The sequence below is a fragment of the Staphylococcus sp. HMSC62B09 genome, assembly GCF_001839115.1.
GTDB classification, from domain to species: Bacteria; Bacillota; Bacilli; order Staphylococcales; family Staphylococcaceae; genus Staphylococcus; species Staphylococcus haemolyticus.
On record NZ_KV840088.1, the window covers coordinates 62,967 to 84,051 of the forward strand.

Annotated in this window: 20 protein-coding genes; 17 read left to right on the top strand and 3 right to left on the bottom strand. The window is 30.9% G+C overall.

Annotated features, from left to right (window positions below; genetic code table 11):
* Positions 1 to 118: 118 nt before the first annotated feature.
* Genes amaP through HMPREF3265_RS01515 form a run of 3 tightly spaced genes read left to right on the top strand, consistent with a single transcriptional unit; the run spans position 119 to position 1,494 of the window.
* Entirely contained in the window at positions 119 to 655 is a 537-nt protein-coding gene (gene amaP, locus HMPREF3265_RS01505; RefSeq protein ID WP_070860900.1) for an alkaline shock response membrane anchor protein AmaP, read from the top strand.
* Positions 656 to 667: 12 nt separating this feature from the next.
* Positions 668 to 907 (top strand): DUF2273 domain-containing protein, encoded by a 240-nt coding sequence (locus HMPREF3265_RS01510; RefSeq protein ID WP_011275167.1) that lies wholly within the window; start codon positions 668 to 670, stop codon positions 905 to 907.
* Between the two features lie 56 nt (positions 908 to 963).
* Entirely contained in the window at positions 964 to 1,494 is a 531-nt protein-coding gene (locus HMPREF3265_RS01515) for an Asp23/Gls24 family envelope stress response protein (RefSeq protein WP_011275168.1), read from the top strand.
* Positions 1,495 to 1,571: 77 nt separating this feature from the next.
* Here HMPREF3265_RS01515 and HMPREF3265_RS01520 read toward each other — a convergent pair whose 3' ends face one another.
* Entirely contained in the window at positions 1,572 to 3,521 is a 1,950-nt protein-coding gene (locus HMPREF3265_RS01520) for an IucA/IucC family protein (protein ID WP_070860901.1), read from the bottom strand.
* 114 nt (positions 3,522 to 3,635) lie between these two features.
* Between HMPREF3265_RS01520 and HMPREF3265_RS01525 the strand changes: the two genes are divergently transcribed.
* From HMPREF3265_RS01525 to HMPREF3265_RS01555, 7 genes are all read left to right on the top strand, one after another.
* The gene (locus HMPREF3265_RS01525; RefSeq protein ID WP_070860902.1) at positions 3,636 to 4,805 is read left to right on the top strand and encodes an MFS transporter; all 1,170 of its coding nucleotides are present in this window, start codon (positions 3,636 to 3,638) and stop codon (positions 4,803 to 4,805) included.
* A 3-nt stretch (positions 4,806 to 4,808) separates the two neighbouring features.
* Positions 4,809 to 6,569, top strand: a complete 1,761-nt coding sequence (locus HMPREF3265_RS01530) for an IucA/IucC family protein (RefSeq protein WP_070860903.1) — start codon at positions 4,809 to 4,811, stop codon at positions 6,567 to 6,569.
* Complete coding sequence (locus HMPREF3265_RS01535; RefSeq protein WP_070860904.1) at positions 6,570 to 7,637, top strand: alanine/ornithine racemase family PLP-dependent enzyme; 1,068 nt, start codon at positions 6,570 to 6,572, stop codon at positions 7,635 to 7,637.
* Between the two features lie 238 nt (positions 7,638 to 7,875).
* Complete coding sequence (locus HMPREF3265_RS01540) at positions 7,876 to 8,874, top strand: ABC transporter substrate-binding protein (RefSeq protein ID WP_070860905.1); 999 nt, start codon at positions 7,876 to 7,878, stop codon at positions 8,872 to 8,874.
* Between the two features lie 11 nt (positions 8,875 to 8,885).
* Positions 8,886 to 9,917: a FecCD family ABC transporter permease gene (locus HMPREF3265_RS01545; RefSeq protein ID WP_070860906.1), complete on the top strand. Its 1,032-nt coding sequence runs from the start codon at positions 8,886 to 8,888 to the stop codon at positions 9,915 to 9,917.
* Positions 9,914 to 10,879: a FecCD family ABC transporter permease gene (locus tag HMPREF3265_RS01550; protein ID WP_037549677.1), complete on the top strand. Its 966-nt coding sequence runs from the start codon at positions 9,914 to 9,916 to the stop codon at positions 10,877 to 10,879. The genes HMPREF3265_RS01545 and HMPREF3265_RS01550 overlap by 4 nt, the downstream gene beginning before the upstream one ends.
* A gap of 269 nt (positions 10,880 to 11,148) precedes the next feature.
* A complete protein-coding gene (locus HMPREF3265_RS01555) occupies positions 11,149 to 12,465 on the top strand; it encodes a YjiH family protein (protein ID WP_276311122.1) in 1,317 nt (438 codons plus the stop codon).
* A 75-nt stretch (positions 12,466 to 12,540) separates the two neighbouring features.
* On the opposite strand, the gene HMPREF3265_RS01560 is transcribed toward HMPREF3265_RS01555, so the two are convergent.
* Positions 12,541 to 12,855 carry a heme oxygenase gene (locus HMPREF3265_RS01560; RefSeq protein ID WP_070860907.1) on the bottom strand — a complete coding sequence of 105 codons (315 nt, stop codon included), beginning with the start codon at positions 12,853 to 12,855 and terminating at the stop codon, positions 12,541 to 12,543.
* Between the two features lie 155 nt (positions 12,856 to 13,010).
* A complete protein-coding gene (locus tag HMPREF3265_RS01565; RefSeq protein ID WP_037549668.1) occupies positions 13,011 to 13,271 on the bottom strand; it encodes a SunI/YnzG family protein in 261 nt (86 codons plus the stop codon).
* Positions 13,272 to 13,447: 176 nt separating this feature from the next.
* On the opposite strand from HMPREF3265_RS01565, the gene HMPREF3265_RS01570 reads away from it, so the two are divergent.
* The 7 genes from HMPREF3265_RS01570 to HMPREF3265_RS01600 all read left to right on the top strand — a co-directional run bounded on the left by HMPREF3265_RS01570 (position 13,448) and on the right by HMPREF3265_RS01600 (position 20,707).
* Positions 13,448 to 13,966 carry a metal-dependent hydrolase gene (locus HMPREF3265_RS01570; RefSeq protein ID WP_070442702.1) on the top strand — a complete coding sequence of 173 codons (519 nt, stop codon included), beginning with the start codon at positions 13,448 to 13,450 and terminating at the stop codon, positions 13,964 to 13,966.
* Positions 13,967 to 14,021: 55 nt separating this feature from the next.
* Positions 14,022 to 15,209, top strand: a complete 1,188-nt coding sequence (locus HMPREF3265_RS01575; RefSeq protein ID WP_070860908.1) for a UTP--glucose-1-phosphate uridylyltransferase — start codon at positions 14,022 to 14,024, stop codon at positions 15,207 to 15,209.
* 16 nt (positions 15,210 to 15,225) lie between these two features.
* Positions 15,226 to 15,909: a PAQR family membrane homeostasis protein TrhA gene (locus HMPREF3265_RS01580; protein WP_070581249.1), complete on the top strand. Its 684-nt coding sequence runs from the start codon at positions 15,226 to 15,228 to the stop codon at positions 15,907 to 15,909.
* 138 nt (positions 15,910 to 16,047) lie between these two features.
* Positions 16,048 to 17,376, top strand: a complete 1,329-nt coding sequence (gene sdrM / locus HMPREF3265_RS01585; RefSeq protein ID WP_070485054.1) for a multidrug efflux MFS transporter SdrM — start codon at positions 16,048 to 16,050, stop codon at positions 17,374 to 17,376.
* Between the two features lie 124 nt (positions 17,377 to 17,500).
* Positions 17,501 to 17,968, top strand: a complete 468-nt coding sequence (locus HMPREF3265_RS01590) for a SepA family multidrug efflux transporter (protein WP_070442693.1) — start codon at positions 17,501 to 17,503, stop codon at positions 17,966 to 17,968.
* 75 nt (positions 17,969 to 18,043) lie between these two features.
* Positions 18,044 to 19,495, top strand: coding sequence for an MDR family MFS transporter (locus HMPREF3265_RS01595; RefSeq protein ID WP_070860909.1), 1,452 nt, complete (start codon positions 18,044 to 18,046; stop codon positions 19,493 to 19,495).
* 144 nt (positions 19,496 to 19,639) lie between these two features.
* A complete protein-coding gene (locus tag HMPREF3265_RS01600) occupies positions 19,640 to 20,707 on the top strand; it encodes a P-loop NTPase (protein WP_037536100.1) in 1,068 nt (355 codons plus the stop codon).
* The last annotated feature ends 378 nt before the right edge of the window (positions 20,708 to 21,085 follow it).

Below are 21,085 nucleotides of genomic sequence, written 5' to 3' on the forward strand. Positions count from 1 at the left end.
ACTTTAATAAATATTTATATAATTAAATTAATAGTTTTTCATTAATGTTTTGAAAAATATTTAAAGGGTATTATTTTCTATATAATAATTCAACAATAATTTAGGAGGTGCATACGAGGTGAAAAGGCTAAAAAACTTTATCCTCGGCCTATTAATAGTTGCTATTGTTGGATTCCTATTGTTTATGTATATAAAAGATAGTCGTATATCTAAGTATCAAGACTTCTTCTTACAATTCAATTGGTTCCAACCACTATTAATTGGTTTAGCTGCTCTACTTATATTGATAGGTTTAATATTAGTATTCAGCATCTTTAAACCAACATATAGAAAACCAGGATTATACAAAGATTATGATGATGGTCATATTTATGTATCTCGTAAAGCAGTTGAAAAATCAGCTTACGATACACTTACTAAATACGATCAAGTAAGACAACCTAATGTTGTAGCGAAGCTTTATAATAAGAAAAGCAAATCTTACATTGATATCAAGGCTGACTTCTTAGTACCAAATGATGTACAAGTTAAGTCACTAACTGAAAGTATTCGTTCAGGCATTAAGCATAATGTAGAACATTTTACTGAATTACCAGTGAGAAAACTTGAAGTAAATGTCAGAGATCAAAAAACTGCTGGACAACGTGTTCTGTAAGGGAGGGATAACATGGCTGATAATAATAATCAAAATGGACAAGATGCAAGTCAACAAATCATTGACTTCATTAAATCATATAAATGGCGTATCATTGGTTTCTTTGCATTTTTAATTATAGCAATCTTATTCCTAACTTTAGGGTTTTGGAAAACAATTTTGGTTATCGTTTTATGTTTAATCGGAATTGGTGTTGGGTATATTAAAGACCGTACACAGGATTTCATGAATTTCTTAAATAGATGGAGTTAAATAATTTATTTAAGAACTAAATAATAAAAAAATTCAATTATAAAGGAGAATATAATATGTCAGTAGATAACAATAACAAAGCTAAACAAGCTTACAATAATCAAACTGGAGTTAATGAAAAAGAAAGAGAAGAACAACAAAAACAAGCAGAACAATACAGAGAACAAAATGAACAACAACAATTTGAAAACAAATTAACTTTCTCAGATGAAGTTGTAGAAAAAATTGCTGGAATCGCAGCTCGTGAAGTTAAAGGTATCTTAGATATGAAAGGCGGTTTCGCTGATAACTTTACTAATGCATTCTCTAGTGGCAACAATGTAACTACTGGTGTTTCTGTTGAAGTTGGCGAAAAACAAGCAGCAATCGACTTAAAAGTAATCTTAGAATATGGTGAATCAGCACCAAAAATCTTCCGTAAAGTTACTGAATTAGTAAAAGAGCAAGTTAAATATATCACTGGCTTACAAGTTGTAGAAGTTAACATGCAAGTTGATGATGTTATGACTAAAAAAGAATGGCAACAAAAAAACGAAAAAAACAACAATAATAATAACAACAACTCTGAAAGATCAGGATTACAATAATAATAGATTTAACCCTTTAGGTTTATATAGCCTAAAGGGTTTTTATTTTAGAATTAAGCTTTGATTTCTAATATCGTTTAACCATGTAGTGGATTACTTACTTTAATATAAGTATAGTGATGTGCTTCATCTTCTAAACGCATCGTTGTCACGCATTTATAATCAATGTCTCTATCAAATATAATTTGTTTAATTTCTGAAATGTGGCTTGTATTAATATTCGTTAAGCTATTTAAAATGTTATGAATAATTTCGCTTACGCTATCCCACAGTTTAGATTCAAATTCTTCATCCTCAATGAATTTTGAAACAGTTAATATAAGTTCACCTATGTGATTTTGGACTGTCGAGTAAAAGACTTTATTAAATACTGTTGTTTTAGAATCGGTCAAGATTCTAGATTTTTCGTGAAAATGATTTGTCGTATATCCAGATTCATTTAAAAATTGTTCATCAATACGTAAGCCTTCAAAATCACGAATATAAATAGTATTTAATCGTCCATCAGCGTTAAACGTTGCAATTGAATTTTGTAAATGGGCTTCAAGTGCAATGCCATATTTAGCATATAAAGGAATCACTATGCCTAACAATTGAGAAATGTAATCTGACAACCATTCTTGAGCTGCGATATCAAGATTTGATTTGTCGTAATGATGTTTATAACGTTGAATTAAACTAATAATTGGTGGTTCTTCATTATATTTATAATTAACCACTAAACTTGAAGGAATCATAGGAATACTATCTTTTTCAGTTAGATTGTACACATTGTCCCTAAAGAGCGTGCCTAATTGCTCACTTCGGTCTGTTTGAATAGCTTCTTCGTCATTTATATTATAAAAGTGAATACCAGCAAATTCATTTAAAATACCAACTCTATAATAAGTGAAATCTTTATCTTGCTTTAAAATGTCATTTAAGATTTGAGTAACTAAAGGACCATTGTGAGTTGTTTGTTCAGATAAAGTTCTAATTTCACCAGTAATATGTACATTGGTAGATAATTTAATATGTGGCAACGTGCTTGGGAATTTTGGCATTAAAGTTCTAAAAGATAAACCAGCGTAATAAGGTATTTCTATCTTTAGTGGAATCATTAAATTATTATTTATTTCCTCTTCGTATTGACTTAATAATACATTATCTAACTGCCAAGGATGAACAATCATTAAATGATATTCACTCAGATTACTCAAATTATCACACTCAGTTTTAATTTGGCTATATAGTTCTGGAAATTGCGCTTCTAATTCAGCATTATAAGTAAACGATAAAGATTGTATTCTAGCGACACTTTGGTGAATAAGCACACACTTTAAATGAATTTCTTTATTGTATTCTGAACTATATTTAATATTCTCATTAGCATTAAGGCCTTTACGCAATTTAGCTCCAGGATGAAGCGGATGTCCCTCTATAACTGCCTGCTCTGAACGCAAATAACTATCTTGTTCATTAAGAATTATTTCCAATAAAGGTTCATTTGAATGTTGCATCTCATATGCTTGATATGCAAGTGCTAACGCCATATTTGCAACACTGTTTTCCATATCGTCTTTGAATTGAGAACTTGCCTCATTATCAAGCTCTGGATTTTCCTTTAAGATATCAGCTAATACTTCATAGGGATGAAGTATACGAACACATTGTCTACCATCACTATCACAATAATAAAATGGACCTTCAACATCTACACGGCCAAATGCATGAGTTCCGGAAACTTTTGCGAATAAATATTTATCGCTTTCGGGAAAATGCACGCGCATAATTTGGTGTTCTCCATTTATTGGAAAGTTTTTAATATCACATGACGAGACAAAGGTACTATTTGATTTAGCGTTGACTAAATTTTCTCTGTAAAGGGATGTAATTAAGCGTTGAGAAATTTTATCTCGTGCAACGAGCAATTCATTTTTAATGTAGTTTACTAAATGGGGCATTTCTTGCTTTAAAAACGATAAAGCTCCTAATTCTTCATCAGTTAAATGTAAATCTATATTGTCTATTGAAATTAAATTATCCATATTGCACCTCAAATTCATTTTACAAAAATCTAAATCATTTGTATAATCCATAATATCGATAATGATATTCATTATCAATTATGAAGTTTATTATAAATAAGTAGGTGGAATACTGTGGCGAAATTTTTCTTCTCTAGTTCCTTTTTATTATTTCTAGGGAATTGGATAGGACAAATTGGCTTGAATTGGTATGTACTTACTAGTTATCATAACGCAGTCTATTTGGGATTGGTTAATTTTTGCCGACTCGTGCCAATTTTGTTACTAAGTGTCTGGGCTGGCGCTATAGCTGATAAATTTGATAGAGGAAAATTATTGAAATTTACCATTTCATCTACATTTTTAGTGACAAGCATACTATGTGTTTGTACCTTTTTATTAGAACAAGTGCCGATTATTATCATCCTTATTTATGCTACACTTCGAGGTATGATCAATGCGACGGAAACACCAATAAGACAAGCTGTATTGCCCGATTTATCTGTACATTTAAATACAAGCCAAGCCGTTTCATATCATTCTTTTATCATAAACATATGTCGCTCAATAGGTCCGGCAATCGCAGGATTGATACTCTCAATTTACCATGCACCGTTTACTTTTCTAGCGCAATCAATGTGTTACTTCATTGCTGTTCTATTGTGTTTACCATTAACTTTCAAAACAGTTGGTGAGACAAATAAAGCTAACAAAGGGTTTTCATTTACGGTTGTGTGGGAATACTTTAAGAATAATATGCAGGCCTCAAAAATATTTATTACGTCATTGATTATCATGGCTACTGGTTTTTCGTATACTGCACTAGTACCAGTATTAGTACATGATCTTTTTCCTGGTCGCTCGGAAATCTTTGGTGTGTCAATGACCTTTTGTGCTGTAGGTGGTATGATTGCAACACTTATACTACCCATAATTTTGAAAAAGTTCACCACTGTGCAAATGTATTATTTAAGTTCTTGTCTATTTGGATTAACGCTTGTAGGTGTCATTATGCATAACATTATATTTATGTTTATCTGCATGTCACTTGTAGGTTTATTTGGTCAATTAGCTAGAACATCAAATCGTATATATTTTCAAGAGGATATAGCATCAGAGCATCGAGGAAAAATATTAAGTATCGTCATGATGGATAGAGGGATGATTCCTTTAGGTAGTTTAATATTAACAACATTATCAGAAATAATGGGACCTATTAATACATTTATCATAATGGGAATATTTACTTTTGTAATTGCCTTTATTGCATATATAATTCAAAGACCAATTAAATTGGAGGAGTAAAGTATGATTCTAAACGCATGGCAAAATGCGGATACTAATATACAATATCGTATTTTAAATGCTTTAATAAAAGAAGGCATTTGGAAAGAACAAACTATTATTACAACTAAAGATGATCAATTAGATATACAATATCATGGATGTATACTTTCTACTCACTTTAATCATAACAGTGTAATGTCAAGGTATGAATTTGTAGGACCAATTGCATATCAATGTGGTGCTAATATAATGGAAGTATCAACAGTAGAAACTTTATTAGAAATATTAAGTAATCATTTTGACATTAATATACATCAGCAATTAATAGATGAAATAATACATAGTAGAGATAGTTTTGTTGAAATTTATAAACAATTTTATCAACGTCAACATAATGTGCAATCTAGTATGCAATTTTCTGGTATGCCAACAACTTTAAATTTTTTTGCATGGTTACAACATTTGAGTGACGCGAATGAAATCAATGATTTGATATATTCAGAAAGCTTAGTATTAGAAGGTCATCCTACACATCCACTTACTAAAACGAAACTGCCATTAACTATGGATGAAGTTAAAATGTATTCACCTGAGTTTGAAAAAGTAATACCGTTAAAAATTATGTTAATCCATAAAGACTGTGCACAAGCTACGTGTATAGATAATGATGAAGATTTCATATTGAAGAAAGTAATACCTGAATATCAAATAAGAATTAGAAAATATGCACAGTCTATTCATATTTCGTTAGAAGACTATTTTGTGATATTAGTACATCCATGGCAATACAACCATACTATCTACGATAAGTTTGCGAATTGGATTGCTAATAAGTTTTTATTAACAACACCATTTGATGTCGATTCGAAAGCAACACTATCATTTAGGACGATGGCACTCATCAATAAGCCATATCATATAAAATTACCTGTCAATGTACAAGCAACGAGCGCTGTCAGAACAGTTTCAAGTGTTACAACGGTAGACGGACCTAAATTAAGTAGCGCTTTACAAAATGTATTAAATCAATATCCACAACTAAATGTTGCAATAGAACCTTATGGTTTATGTGCGAAAACAAATGACGAGGATGCTAGACAGTTAGCATGCATTGTCAGAGAAACACCTTATATTGCAAACAATGGGGTGACTATTGTTACTGGTGCATTGGTTAATCCTAATCCAATTGATCGACATATTACTGTTGATAGTTATATCGAATGGGTTAATGGTGAGTTAAATAATAGAGGTATATTAACCTTTATTCTAAATTATAGTCGACAACTTATTACGCCTTTAATCAATTTAATTCAAGAGTATGGCATTGCTTTAGAAGCGCATATGCAAAATACTATAGTTAATTTAGGACCTAATTATCAAATGAATTTTATTGTGCGTGATTTAGGTGGGTCTCGAATTGATTTAAATACACTTACTCATAAACTGAAAAATATCAACGTGTCCAATCAAAGTTTATTGGCAGATTCAATTGAAGAAGTTATTGCGAAATTTCAGCATGCTGTTATTCAGAATCAGTTAGCTGAATTAATTCATCACTTTTCAAAAACGGAATTTGTAACTGAAGAAGAATTGTTCAATCTAGTTCAAAATGAAGTTAAATTAGCAATAAGTGATAATAAACCACATGCTCAAGCTTTAAAAGATGTGCTCTTTGGTTCAAAGATTACTGTTAAGGCATTATTACGCATGCGTATGAACAATAGAGTGAAAAAATATTTAAATATCGAACTTGATAATCCAATTAGAGATGAGGTGAGATAATTGGCTCAAATCAATATAAACTTATCTAAAATTGAATATAATGCATATGCACTAAGAACGTTATTAGAAAATAATGATATACATTTAACCCCAGTAATTAAATGTGTAGCTGGTGATAATCGAATTATCAAAACATTAATTCAATCAGGGTTCACCCATTTTGCAGAATCAAGACTTGAAAATATAAATGAAGATTTCAAGGGGCAATGCGATTATCTTTTACTAAGACCAACATCTAAAAAACATTATACTCAACTGATTAAATCAGTGAAAATGAGTATGCAAACTGAAATTGAGTCAATTAGAGAGATAAATGACATTGCTAAACAGTTAAATCAAAAACATCAAATTATGTTAATGATAGATTGGAAGGATAGACGTGAAGGAGTTATAACTTATGATGTACTAAATTATATTGAAGAAATCATCAAAATGACTCATATTCAATTAATAGGTATTGCATTTAACTTTATGTGTTTCAAGTCTTCGGCTCCAACTGAAGAAGATATATTAAAGATAAATCAATTTGTTGATGCTATTGAATATAATTTAGGGTTTAGATTAAAAGTTGTATCAGGTGGAAACTCAAGTATGATACCACAATTAATGTACAATGATTTGGGTAAGATTAATGAGTTACGAATAGGTGAGGCATTATTTAGAGGGATAGATACTACAACAAATCAATCTATACCAATGCTATTTCAAAATGCAATTACAGTAGAAGCGGAAATTTTAGAGATTAAACCACGTCTATCTGACAATAACCAATGCTATTTACAAGCGATTGTAGATATTGGCTATGTTGACACAGACGTAAATAAAATTAAACCTATTAAGAATGATGTTAGCATTGTTGGTGCATCAAGTGATCATCTAATGATTAATTTAAACAATCAAGATTACTATAAAGTTGGTGATATTATAGAATTTGCTATGGAGTATGAGGCGCTTTCTCAAGTAATGTATCATAACCACATGACAAAGCACTATTTTAAGGATAATTATATTCACTCTTTGAATAGTAAGATGGTCAATTCTCCATTATTGATTAATAAAAAATGTTAATCAATTCTTTGTAGGTATTAATAATCATATAAACTTTAATAAATATTAGCCTTTAATTTTGAATTTATTCTGATTAATGGCTTTTTATTTTATCATTTCTAGGTAAAATCCCATAATAATTAAAATTCTAATCTATTTTTATAAAAAAATTAAAAAATATACTAAATCATATTGACATCGATAATCGTTATCAATAAACTATGTATTGTAAACCTATACATATTAAGGAGTGGAATTCATGAAAGGCTTTAAGTTTGCAGGTATAGTCGCATTATTATTTGCATTAGTTTTAGTTACTGCTTGTGGTAATGTTAGCAATAATGGTTCAGGTGATTCAGGTAATAAATCGTCATCGAAAGATTCTATTAAAATTAAACACGAATTAGGCACAACTAAAGTTCCTAAAGATGCTAAACGTGTCGTAGCGTTGGAATTTTCATTTGTAGATGCTTTAGCGGCACTAAATGTTAAACCTGTTGGGGTTGCTGATGACAACAAACCAGATCGTATTATTAAACCATTAAAAGAAAAAATTGGAGATTATAAATCTGTTGGTGCTCGTAAACAACCCAACTTAGAAGAAATCAGTAAATTAAAACCAGATTTAATTATTGCAGATAGTAACAGACACAAAGGTATTTATAAAGAATTAAGTAAAATTGCTCCAACAATTGAATTAAAAAGTTTTGATGGAGATTATAATGATAATATAGAAGCTTTTATAACAATTGCCAAAGCTTTAAATAAAGAAGATGAAGGTAAGAAACGTTTAGAAGAGCATAAAGAAAAACTTGCAAAATATAAAGATGAAATTCAATTTGATAAAAATGAAAAAGTATTACCAGCTGTAGCGTCTAAATCTGGATTATTAGCTCATCCAAGTGAATCTTATGTAGGTCAATTCTTAAGTCAACTTGGCTTTAAAGAAGCTTTAAATAAAGACGTCACTAAAGGGTTAAGCAAATATTTACAAGGACCTTATTTACAACTTAATGCAGAAACGTTAAAAGACGTTAATCCTGAACGTATGTTTATAATGACTGATGGAGCAAGTCCTAAAGAACCATCATATCAAGAAATGAAAAAAGATCCGGTTTGGGACACATTAGATGCGGTTAAACATAATCGTGTAAGTATCGTTAGTCGTGATACTTGGGCAAGAGCTCGAGGGTTAGTATCTTCTGAAGAAATGGCTAAAGAACTTGTAGAAATTTCAAAAAAAGATAAAGAAAAGTAAGGTGGCAAAAAATGACTATTAGATCTACTGATAGTCAATCTGCTTTAGATAAAGCAAATAAGAGACGCACTGCACTCACATTTATTGTGAGTGGGTGCTTTCTTTTTATTTTTGCTTATTTTAATTTAGCGATTGGCTCGTCTGAAATTCATGCTAAACATATTTTTGAATACTTTTTTACATCTATAAATAATAAACAAACATTTCTAATTCATAATGTAAGAATGCCAAGAATGATTGGTGGGTTATTAATTGGCGGTGCGTTAGCCTTAGCTGGCCTCTTAATGCAAGCGATTACTAGGAATCCATTAGCGTCTCCACAAATATTTGGTGTTAATTCCGGTGCATCATTTGTAATAGTATTAGTGACGATATTAATACCCTCACTAGGTAACTATGTAACATATTTAGCCTTCTTAGGGGCATTTATTGGCGGTCTAACTGTATATATACTATCTGGTTCAACGAAAAAAATAACGCCAATTAAATTAGCTCTTGCTGGAATGGCAATTCATTTATTTTTCAGTAGTTTAACACAAGGTATCATAATACTAAATGAAGATTCTAATACTACTGTTATGTTTTGGTTGGTAGGATCTCTTAATGGATTGAAATGGACTGCAGTATTGTCGGTTATGCCTTGGTTAATATTATCACTTATTTTAACTATGTTATTAGGACGTCAATTAACCATTATGGAATTAGGGGATGACATAGCGAAAGGATTGGGGCAAAAGACACAATTGATTAGAATTGTAATAGGTATACTTGTAATTGTATTAGCAGGTGCATCTGTTTCAATAGCTGGACCGATTGGATTCATTGGTTTAATCGTCCCTCATATAGTTAAACGTTATATAAGTAAAGATTACTTCTTAATGGTGCCTTTAACTTTTTTGATAGGTGCCGATTTATTATTACTATCAGATATGTTAAGTAGACTTATTACATTTCCTTACGAATCTCCAGTTGGTATTGTCACTTCATTTGTTGGGGCAATTTACTTCCTATTAATAACTTTAAAAGGGGTGAAACGAGTATGACAAAACGACAATTATCTATTCGTTATACTGTTGTAATCATCTGCTTAATTGTAAGCATATTTGTAAGTTTATGTGTTGGTTCAACAATGTACAGTCCTTTGAAAGCAATTCATGGAATTCTAAAATTTGATGATTTTATATTAAACGAGTACCGAATTCCAAGAACGTTACTAGGTTTAGTTGTAGGAAGTAGTTTGGCCATTTCTGGAGCGGTGATTCAAGGGGTAGTTAGAAACCCACTAGCATCTCCTGATGTTATAGGTATAACTAAAGGCGCAAGTTTGGCAGCTATTATAGTAATTATGCTATTTCCTTCAGCACCGCTATTAGTACTACCTATTGGTTCGTTCATAGGTGCATTATTTATTAGTTTGATTTTGTCATTTTTAATTGCTAAATATAATATTAAAGGCTCAACTTTAGCTTTAATTGGGTTAGCTATCGGTGCTATATGTACCGCTGTAGTTCAATTTTTACTTATTAGAAACCCTATGGATGCAAATAATGCGTTAGTTTGGTTGACAGGGAGTTTATATGGTCATACTATTGAAAATTTTTATTCAATCATACCCTGGTTTGTTATAACTTTACCACTCGTATTATGTTTAAGTTATCAATTAGATATTTTAAATTTAGGAGAAAATATTGCTACGGCGCTTGGTGCAAGAGTACAAAGACTCAAAATGATCTTACTTATTTTGTCGGTTATGCTGGCTGGCGCCTCAATTTCAGTAGTAGGCGGTATAAGTTTTCTAGGCCTAATTGCACCACATATCGCTAGATCTATTGTAGGTCAGCGTTACTTCCATGTTGTAATTATGTCTGGTTGTATAGGTTCAATTTTAATCTTGTTCAGTGATGGGTTAGCGAGAGGAATTCATCCACCATTAGATATACCTGTGGGTGTAATAATTGCTATCATTGGGGTGCCATATTTCTTATTTTTATTAAGACGAATTTAATGAAATTTAAGAGCTAATTATTCTCATATTTATGATGAAAATTAGCTCTTTTTATATTGCATATCAATTAAAAATGATATATAGTATTTAACATGCTATTTATAAAAATGCATATATTCTTATATTTATATAAAAGTTCGCTGTTTTACTTAATATATTTACATAATCAATGAATATAAAAGCATCAATAATGAGAAAGAAAGAGGTTATTAGTGGTGGAAGGTTACTCAAAGCAACAGATTGCCAAAGGTAGAGCGAAATTCATAACTATGTCTATTATTGGAATTATACTTTTCTTAATTCCAGTCCCATTTATACAAGATGGTGAGAAACAAACTACATTACCTGTAGCCTTTTTAGCAAATTGGCTAAAAGGTCTACTTGGTGATGCAATGCCAATTATCATAATTTTAATTATTACATTGTCTGCAATCTTAACAGTACTTTATTCGACAATTTTTAAAAATAAAGTTAAACCAGGCGGATTATTAGATAGTGCATTTAAAGTTGGTCCAGTCTGGATGACATTAAGATTATTAGCCGTCATCTTTGTATGGATGACCTATTTTAAACTTGGTTCAAAGGTTATTTATTCAGAGGATACTGGTGGTTTAGTGTTTTATGATCTTTTACCTACATTGGTTGCAGTATTTTTATTTGCTGCACTATTCTTACCTTTTTTAATGGAATATGGTTTATTAGAATTTTTAGGACCCTTATTTAGACCAATTATGAGACCATTATTCACATTGCCAGGGCGATCTACAGTAGATAATTTAGCTTCGTTTATTGGTGATGGAACTGTAGGTGTCCTAATAACAAGTCGTCAGTATGAAAGAGGTATATACTCGAGAAGGGAATCCATAGTGATTTCTACTACGTTTAGTGTCGTTTCAATTACTTTTGCTATCGTTATTGCAGAAACTGTGGGATTACAACATAAATTTTTTGCGTTTTATTTAACTGTAATTATTTCATGTTTTGTTGCTGCAATGATCATGCCACGTATTTGGCCATTAAACAAAATACCTGATGAATTTACTAAAGAAGTTTCTGAGAATACTAGATTAGAAAAACTACCTGAAGGTAAAACGGCACTGGGATATGGTTTTGAAGAGGCAACTATTGTTGGATTGAAAGCACCAGGGTTTAAAGAGTTTTGGAAATCCGGTTTAAAAACTGTAATAGATATGTGGTTTGTTATCCTTCCAGTCGTTATGAGCATCGGAACGCTTGCGACTATGATAGCTAATTATACGCCAGTATTTTCAATTATTGGTCAACCTTTTATTCCAATTCTTGAATTATTGCAAATACCAGAAGCGGCTAAAGCCTCTGAAACATTATTGATTGGTTTTGCAGATATGTTCTTACCATCTATATTAATTGCTGATGCGCACAGTGAGATTACAAGATTTGTAATTGGTGCCTTAAGTATTTCTCAATTAATATATTTATCAGAAGTTGGTGGTGTAATATTAGGTTCTAAAATACCAGTAAGTTTAGGTAAATTATTTATGATTTTCCTAATTAGAACTGCAATCACTTTACCAATTATAGCGTTAATGGCTCATTTATTATTATAAAATAGTAAAGGCAATGAAGTTAGAGGTTAGAAATGTTGAAATAAACAATTGCTATCTATACTTCATTGCTTTTTTTTAATTTAATGTAGATAACACCGTAGCTTTAACAATTTCACTGCTAATCACCGGTGAAGATTCAGACGATGTTTTGTCTCTGTTTTGATGTGCTTCTTTAAATGCATCGCTTTTAGTCCAAGCTTCAAAGTCTTTTTCAGTCTCCCACCATGTATTTACATACATGTCTTCACTTTCATGATCTCTTACTACTTTCCAAACTTCAATTTTATGAAAACCTTGCAATGCTTCAATTTTTCCACCTTTAGTGAATCTTGGCGCCATTTTTTCTGCAAATCCTTTTTTTACGGTAATTCTATTTGTAACAACAAACATAATTTTAACCTCCCTATCTAAGTGTAGTTTAATTAATATTGAGAAAAATACAAAGTAATACAGTATTTATTATTTTAGATTAAAAAACTGTCAACTACATGGCGGAAGTTGACAGTTTTTTTTATAACTTTGCGAATGAAAAATGTATGTTGTTATTATTTAGTTAATTCGTTATAAACCTTTTGGTCGTTGTGCGTATAAATAATGTATTCATGATCATCTGTATCAATAAGCACTCTATTAGTTTTACCAAAGGTAGAACCGATACGTGAAATATTTTTAGAATCTAAATCTGGAACGGCATGAATTTCTTGGTCTTGTGAAATATTTTTAATTTCACTAGTAGGGATTTTGATATCAGCTACTCTCCATTGAATTCTAACTTCATTATTATCTTTCTTAACAGTCATTGCCATTAAAGAACACATCCTTTATGTTATTTATGTCTATATCATATATCATTGTGTAATCGTTTTCAAGTATTAATGATATACTTTTTAAATTTTGTGATACACTATTTATCTAACACCGAAAATATGTTCGTATTTTAGAGTGATTTATGTTAAAATGTTCTATATAAAGGAGAAGGTTTATGACAGGCAAAACTCACGTATCTGCTGGGTTACTAGTAGGTGCATTAACAACCGAACACTTTCAAACAGATTTGTTCTCAACTGTTACAGTAATATGTTTATCTATAGTTTCAAGTTTATTACCAGACATTTGTCACACTGGTAGCAAAATTGGTAGAAAATTAAAATTGCTTAGTTTAATTATTAGGCTGTTATTCGGTCATAGGACATTCACTCACTCTTTGTTATTTATAGGTATCATTATATTTCTCCTTAATTTGATTCAAACTCCTACTTACTATTTGGTTTCTATTATCGGTGGTATGGCCTCTCATGTTATACTAGATATGTTAACGCCAAGGGGAGTAAAGTTACTTTATCCTATTCCTCTTACTATTAAGTTCCCGTTTGCCTTTAAAACTGGTGGCTTAGTCGATGTATCACTGGCTACTGCATTAAGTATTGGTGCATTATACATATTATTTCAAACCTCTATTAGTCATTTATTAAAATATATAAGTCAATCCATTTTAGGGTAACTATCAAATAATGAGAGTATGAATACATATTGAATTAATTACAAGGAGAGTTAAAATGTTAGATCAAAATCAATTAAAGAAATATAATCAAGAACATTTGAGTGAATATGAAAAGTTAATGAGCAGTAATGAAAAAGAAAAATTAGAATCGAGAGTGAATGAATTAAATTTAGAAAGTATTCAACAATTATTTCAAGATTTATATGTTAACCGTCAATCAATTTCTGATGTGTCATCTGTTTCAGAAGTAAAATATCTACGCAAGACTGAATTGACTAATCAAGAAAGTGCTAAATATGAACAAAAAGGCATAGAAGCAATACGAAACGGTGAATTTGCAGTTTTATTAATGGCTGGTGGTCAAGGGACGCGTTTAGGTTATAAAGGGCCAAAAGGTTCATTTGAAATAAAAGGAGTTAGTTTGTTTGAATTACAAGCACGACAATTACTTAAACTTAAAAAGGAAACAGGTCATTTAATCAATTGGTATATCATGACTAGTGATATCAATCATGAAGAAACGTTATCGTACTTTGAACAACATGATTATTTTGGTTATAAACCTGATAATGTACATTTCTTTAAACAAGAAAACATGGTCGCATTAAGTGAAACTGGGCAATTGGTACTTAATGAACAGGGATATATAATGGAGACGCCAAACGGAAATGGTGGTGTATTTAAATCATTAGAAAAAAATGGTTACTTAGATAAAATGGCATCTGATGGTGTGAAATTTATTTTCTTAAATAACATTGATAACGTATTAGTTAAAGTATTAGATCCATTATTTGCTGGGTTTACAGTGGTAAATGATTGCGATGTAACTTCTAAATCAATTCAACCTAAAGATGGTGAAAGTGTCGGACGATTAGTAAATCAAAATAGTAAGGACACGGTTTTTGAGTATTCTGAATTGGATGAAGCGGTCGCTAATACGTTTGATAATGCAAATATTGGAATTCATGCCTTTAAAGTTGCATTTATTAAACAAGCAGTAAATAATGATTTACCATATCACTTAGCAGTGAAAAAATTAAAGCAATTAGATGAAGATTTTGGAGTTGTTGAAAAACCAACATTAAAATTTGAATTGTTTTACTTTGATATTTTTAGATATGCAACAAGTTTTGTAACGTTGCAAGTTAATAGAGAAGATGAATTTTCGCCACTTAAAAATAAAGAAGGTAAAGATAGTGTTGAAACTGCTACATCAGATTTAGAACGTTTGAATTTAATTTAAAAGGTGGTGGGGCCAGATGTCTAACTCAACTAAGAATGCAAAAGGTACTGTTGTCGAATCATTTAAAGACATCATTCCTCTATCTTTCGGTGAAGAAATTGGTAACTCAGTTTCACATGGTGTAGCTGCGTTACTTACACTTTTTTTACTACCATATGCTGCAGTTCATAGTTATATAGCACATGGAACGTTAAGCTCAGTTAGTATTTCTATATTTGTAATTAGTATTTTTATGATGTTTATCTCTTCAACTATATATCATGCAATGAAAAATAATACTGCTCACAAATATATTTTAAGAATCATCGATCATAGTATGATTTATGTTGCTATTTCAGGAACTTATACGCCAGTTTTATTAACTGTCGTAGGAGGATGGATTGGTTGGTTTGTATTCATATTACTTTGGGGTACTACAATTTGGGGGATTTTGTATAAGTCCATTTCTGTTAATGTGAATCCTAAATTAAGTTTGGTTGTCTATTTAGTAATGGGATGGGTTGGTATTATTTTTCTACCTATTATCATTATGCGTACATCTTGGTTATTTATCTTATTCATTGTACTAGGAGGCTTATCTTACACTATTGGTGCTTGGTTTTATGCCCAAAAAAAACGTCCATACTTTCATATGATTTGGCATATTTTTATCGTGATCGCTTCAATGTTTCATTTAATAGCAATACTTTATTTTATATAGAGAATTCAAAATAAGGTTGATGATTTTATCGGTCATCAGTCTTATTTTTTATTTAAAGTAATCATTCTATTGCATATAAAATAAAATGTTGATTATCCTATTAAAGAATCTGAAATTTATTTAGGAGGAATAATGTTCATGAACTTTAAATCAATAGGTATCGTCGTAACTTTAGTTTTAACTATGTTTATGGCTGCAATAGAAAGCTCAATTATCTCATTAGCGATGCCCACTATAAGAACTGATTTAAACGCTGGTGCATCTATATCATTAGTATTTACTGTTTATTTCATAGCGCTTGTAGTTGCGAATCCTATTGTTGGTGAATTATTAACAAGATTTAAAATATTATATATTGCAATGATAGGCGTGTTTTTATTTGGTATTGGTAGTTTAATGTCAGGAATGAGTGGCACATTTATAATGCTTATTATCTCTAGAATCGTTCAAGGATTGGGAGCAGGAGTTATGATGTCACTGACTCAAATTGTTCCAAAATTAGCATTTGAAATACCATTTAGATACAAAATTATGGGAATAGTAGGAAGTGTCTGGGGAATTTCAAGTATTATTGGACCGTTATTAGGTGGGGCAATTTTAGAGTTTGCAACATGGCATTGGTTATTTTTTATAAACATTCCAATAGCGGTTATTGCAATTATACTTGCATTTATTACTTTTCATTTTCCAGAAGAATCAGAAGTTAAATCCTCAAGCTTCGATGTTAAGGGACTTTCTTTCTTTTACATATTTATAGGATTATTTATGTTTGGTTTATTGAATAAGTCATCAGTAGTATTAAATATTATTTCATTGACGTTAGCATTCATTTTTATCTTTATTTTATTTAAATTTGAGAGCAAAATAAAAAATCCATTTATCCCAATTTCAGAGTTTAATCGTTCAGTTTCACTAGTGTTTGTAACAGATTTATTAATAGCTATGTCTTTAATGGGATACAATTTATACATTCCAATCTACTTACAAGATCATTTACATCTTTCACCACTTCAAAGTGGTTTGGTAATATTTCCGCTGTCAGTAGCTTGGTTAATTTTAAATTTTAACTTAGCAAAGGTAGAAGAGAACTTAACTCGAAAAGCATTATATATTAGTGCTTTTACATTATTATTGATTAGCAGTATCATACTCATGTTTGGTCTCAAATTACCGTTATTAATAGCAGCAACAGTAATTCTTGCTGGGTTAAGTTTTGGATTTGTTTATACAAAGGACAGTGTCATCGTTCAAGAAGAAACAGATCCTAGACATATGAAGAAAATGATGTCTTTCTATGCATTAACTAAAAATTTAGGTTCGTCAATAGGTTCAACTGTAATGGGATATTTCTATGCTATGTCAGTTGGAATCATGGATGGGCATTTTTACAATATATTATTTGCAGTATCATTAGTCGCTATTCTTCTCATTATTATGTGGTCAACGCTTAATAGATCCGATGTATAGAGTGTTTAATCATTCAAATGAAATATAATTGAAGAATAATAAAGTTTTAGACTAATGTACTTTAAATTTTATATCGTGATTTATTAATGATAAAATGACCGTGTATAAAAAGGAGGACAGAAGGATGAAGTTTTTTAAAAATAATTATAAAAATATTTTATCAACTTTACTTGTCCTCACTATCTTTATCATTTCAGGTGCTATTTTTTTAATGTTTTTAGGATTCGGTTTATTTGGATTAAGTCGAATTCTAATTTTTTGTAAGCTAGGTTATTTTACCTACAATAAAAATTTAGTAGATAATTTAGTTTATTATGGTAGCTATATTGTTTTTGGTTACTTCATTTTATTTGCCATTGAACATTTAATGGATTATTTTAGAAAACAATTGCCCAATAATCCATATTTTAATGGCAGTTTGTATCACTTGATTTCATACGTTGTTACTACGATACTCTTCTATTTTATTATTCACATACATTACGTTTATATCGAGATTGATTTTTGGGTTATTTCAGTCATCATAGGATTGTTATATATATTTAAAATTATATTTTATCCAGATAGTGAGAACCTTAATAATAAGAAATAGCAAGCATTTAGTTTGCTTGGCATACTAAAGTTTGGTTGAATTTAAAAATATGTATGAAATAAAAGGAGTTTTTATATGGCGAATATAGAAGTATCCACAAAAAAACGGAACCTCATAGTAGCGGTAATGCTATTAAGTGCATTTATCGCTATTTTAAATCAAACTTTACTAAATACGGCTTTGCCACACATTATGAGCGAATTAAATACATCTGAAAATACTGCTCAATGGTTAGTAACGGGCTTTATGCTTGTTAATGGAACTATGATTCCTTTAACTGCCTATCTGATGGATCGAATAAAAACAAAACCATTATATTTAGTTTCAATGGGAATTTTCTTAGTTGGTTCAATTGTAGCTGCCATTGCACCTAGTTTTGGTGTTCTAATGTTTGCCAGAGTGATACAAGCAATCGGTGCCGGAATTATTATGCCACTCATGCAGTTCACATTGTTTACATTATTTTCAAAAGAAAAACGTGGATTTGCAATGGGATTGGCTGGTTTGGTCATACAATTTGCTCCAGCAATAGGTCCTACGTTTTCTGGGTTAATTATTGATAATACAAGTTGGAGAGTGCCTTTCATTATAGTTGTAGGCATTACGCTCGTAGGATATATATTTGGTGCTATCACGCTATCTAGTTATAACGAAACTAAAAAGACAGCGTTAGATAAAAGATCAGTTGTTTATTCAACATTAGGATTCGGATTAATGCTTTATGCGTTCAGTAGCGCAGGTAATTTGGGGTTCACTAATCCAATTGTTATAATCTCTGCCTTTATTGGTCTTCTAATAGTTATCACATTTATTAGAAGACAGTTAAGTATCACTAATCCCTTGTTAAACCTCAGAGTTTTTAAAAGCAAAATATTCACTTTCAGTACTATAACCTCAATGATTGTAATGATGTCAATGGTAGGTCCAGCCCTCTTAATTCCTTTGTTTGTTCAAAATGGACTTGGGTTGAGCGCATTTATGTCTGGATTGGTCATTATGCCCGGAGCAATTTTAAACGGTATAATGTCTGTTTATACAGGTAAAATATATGATAAGTATGGGCCTAGACTTTTAATTTTAATTGGTTTCATTATTCTTATCGCAACAACGGCATCTTTAAGTTTCTTGAAATATGATTCATCATACACTATGTTAGTTGTTGTTTATGCTATAAGAATGTTTGCAGTTTCATTATTAATGATGCCTATCAATACTGCAGGCATCAATGCACTTAGAAATGAAGATATATCACATGGTACTGCCATCATGAACTTCGGTCGTGTTATGGCCGGCTCTCTAGGAACAGCTTTAATGGTCACTTTCATGAGTATTGGTGCAAAAATACTAAGCACTGGTTCTTCAGCAAGTTCGAACCATGAAATCTTACAAAGACAGAGTGTTGCAGTTGGTGTAGATTTATCGTTTGCAATAGTAACTGGTCTTGTAATTATTGGTTTTATTTTCTCTTTATTCATCAAAGAGGAAAGACACTATAATAAAAATTCAAAAAATACACGGGATATGTAATTCTCATATTGATAGAAGTTAGCCAACAAATAGTGAGCTAACTTCTTTTTTTATACATTTAAAAAATATATACTAATTTAGAAAGTCAATACATATTAATATTTGATATTATAGAGGTATAAAGAATAATAAGGGGGATTTTCATTGTTAACGGTAGATCAAGTGAAAGAAATAGTTGGAGCATTAAAAGATCCAATTATAGATGTACCACTTAAAGAGACAGACGGTATTGTAGAAGTAACTATTAAAGAAGAAATAGAGCATGTTAGTGTCAAAGTGGCAATGGCACAATTAGGCGGACAACCGCAATTAGATTTACAAATGGCAATAGTTAAAGCGCTTAAAGATAATGGTGCTAATACTGTTGGCATAAGATTTGAAGAATTACCTGCCGAAACGGTTGAGCAATATACTGGTAAGAAAGAAGAACAACCTAAGACCATTGAAGGGCTTTTATCTAAAGACAATCCTGTAGAATTTATAGCGATCGCTTCAGGAAAAGGCGGTGTAGGTAAATCTACAGTAGCAGTAAATTTAGCAGTAGCCTTAGCCCGCGAAGGTAAACGTGTTGGTTTAGTTGATGCGGATATTTATGGTTTTAGTGTTCCAGATATGATGGGTATTGATGAGAAACCAGGAGTTCAAGGAAAAGAGATTATTCCAGTAGAACGTCATGGAGTGAAAGTTATATCAATGGCCTTTTTTGTAGAAGAGAATGCACCAGTAATATGGCGTGGACCTATGTTAGGGAAAATGTTAACCAATTTCTTTGTAGAAGTGAAATGGGGAGAACTTGATTACTTACTATTAGACTTACCTCCAGGAACAGGGGATGTAGCTTTAGATGTACATTCAATGCTACCAAGTAGTAAAGAGATAATTGTAACGACACCGCATCCTACTGCAGCATTTGTTGCGGCTAGAGCAGGGGCAATGGCAAAACATACCGAGCACTCTATTCTCGGTGTTATCGAAAATATGAGTTATTTTGAAAGTAAAGAAACAGGTAATAAAGAATATGTCTTTGGTAAAGGCGGAGGACGTAAACTAGCAGATGAATTAAATACTCAATTATTAGGAGAACTACCATTAGAACAACCTACTTGGAATCCTAAAGATTTCTCACCCTCTATTTATCAAGCAGATGATCGTTTAGGGAAAATCTACACATCTATCGCCCAAAAAGTGATAGCATCTACAATTAAAAAATAAAGATAGATTTAGTGTAAAATTGACGCATGAAATTTTAAATTTCATGCTTTTTTTCTATTGCAAAATATCTTGAATCTGATAGAATACATTCTTGTGGGTAACACATCCAACCGAACCATATTTTATTTAAAATTTAGTTCAAAAAAAGTGTTGACGTAATACTTTTATCTTGATATTATATAAAAGTCGTCAAAAACAGATGTTAATTCTTTATAAAGTTTGTTTCGATGGTGTAAAAGTTACCATTGCAAAACGAATTAAGATGACTTAAAATATTAAAAGTAATCAATAAAAGTTATTGACTTTGTTAAATAAAAGTTATATAATTAAGAAGTTGATTTTTAAAAAATGAACATTGAAAACTGAATGACAATATGT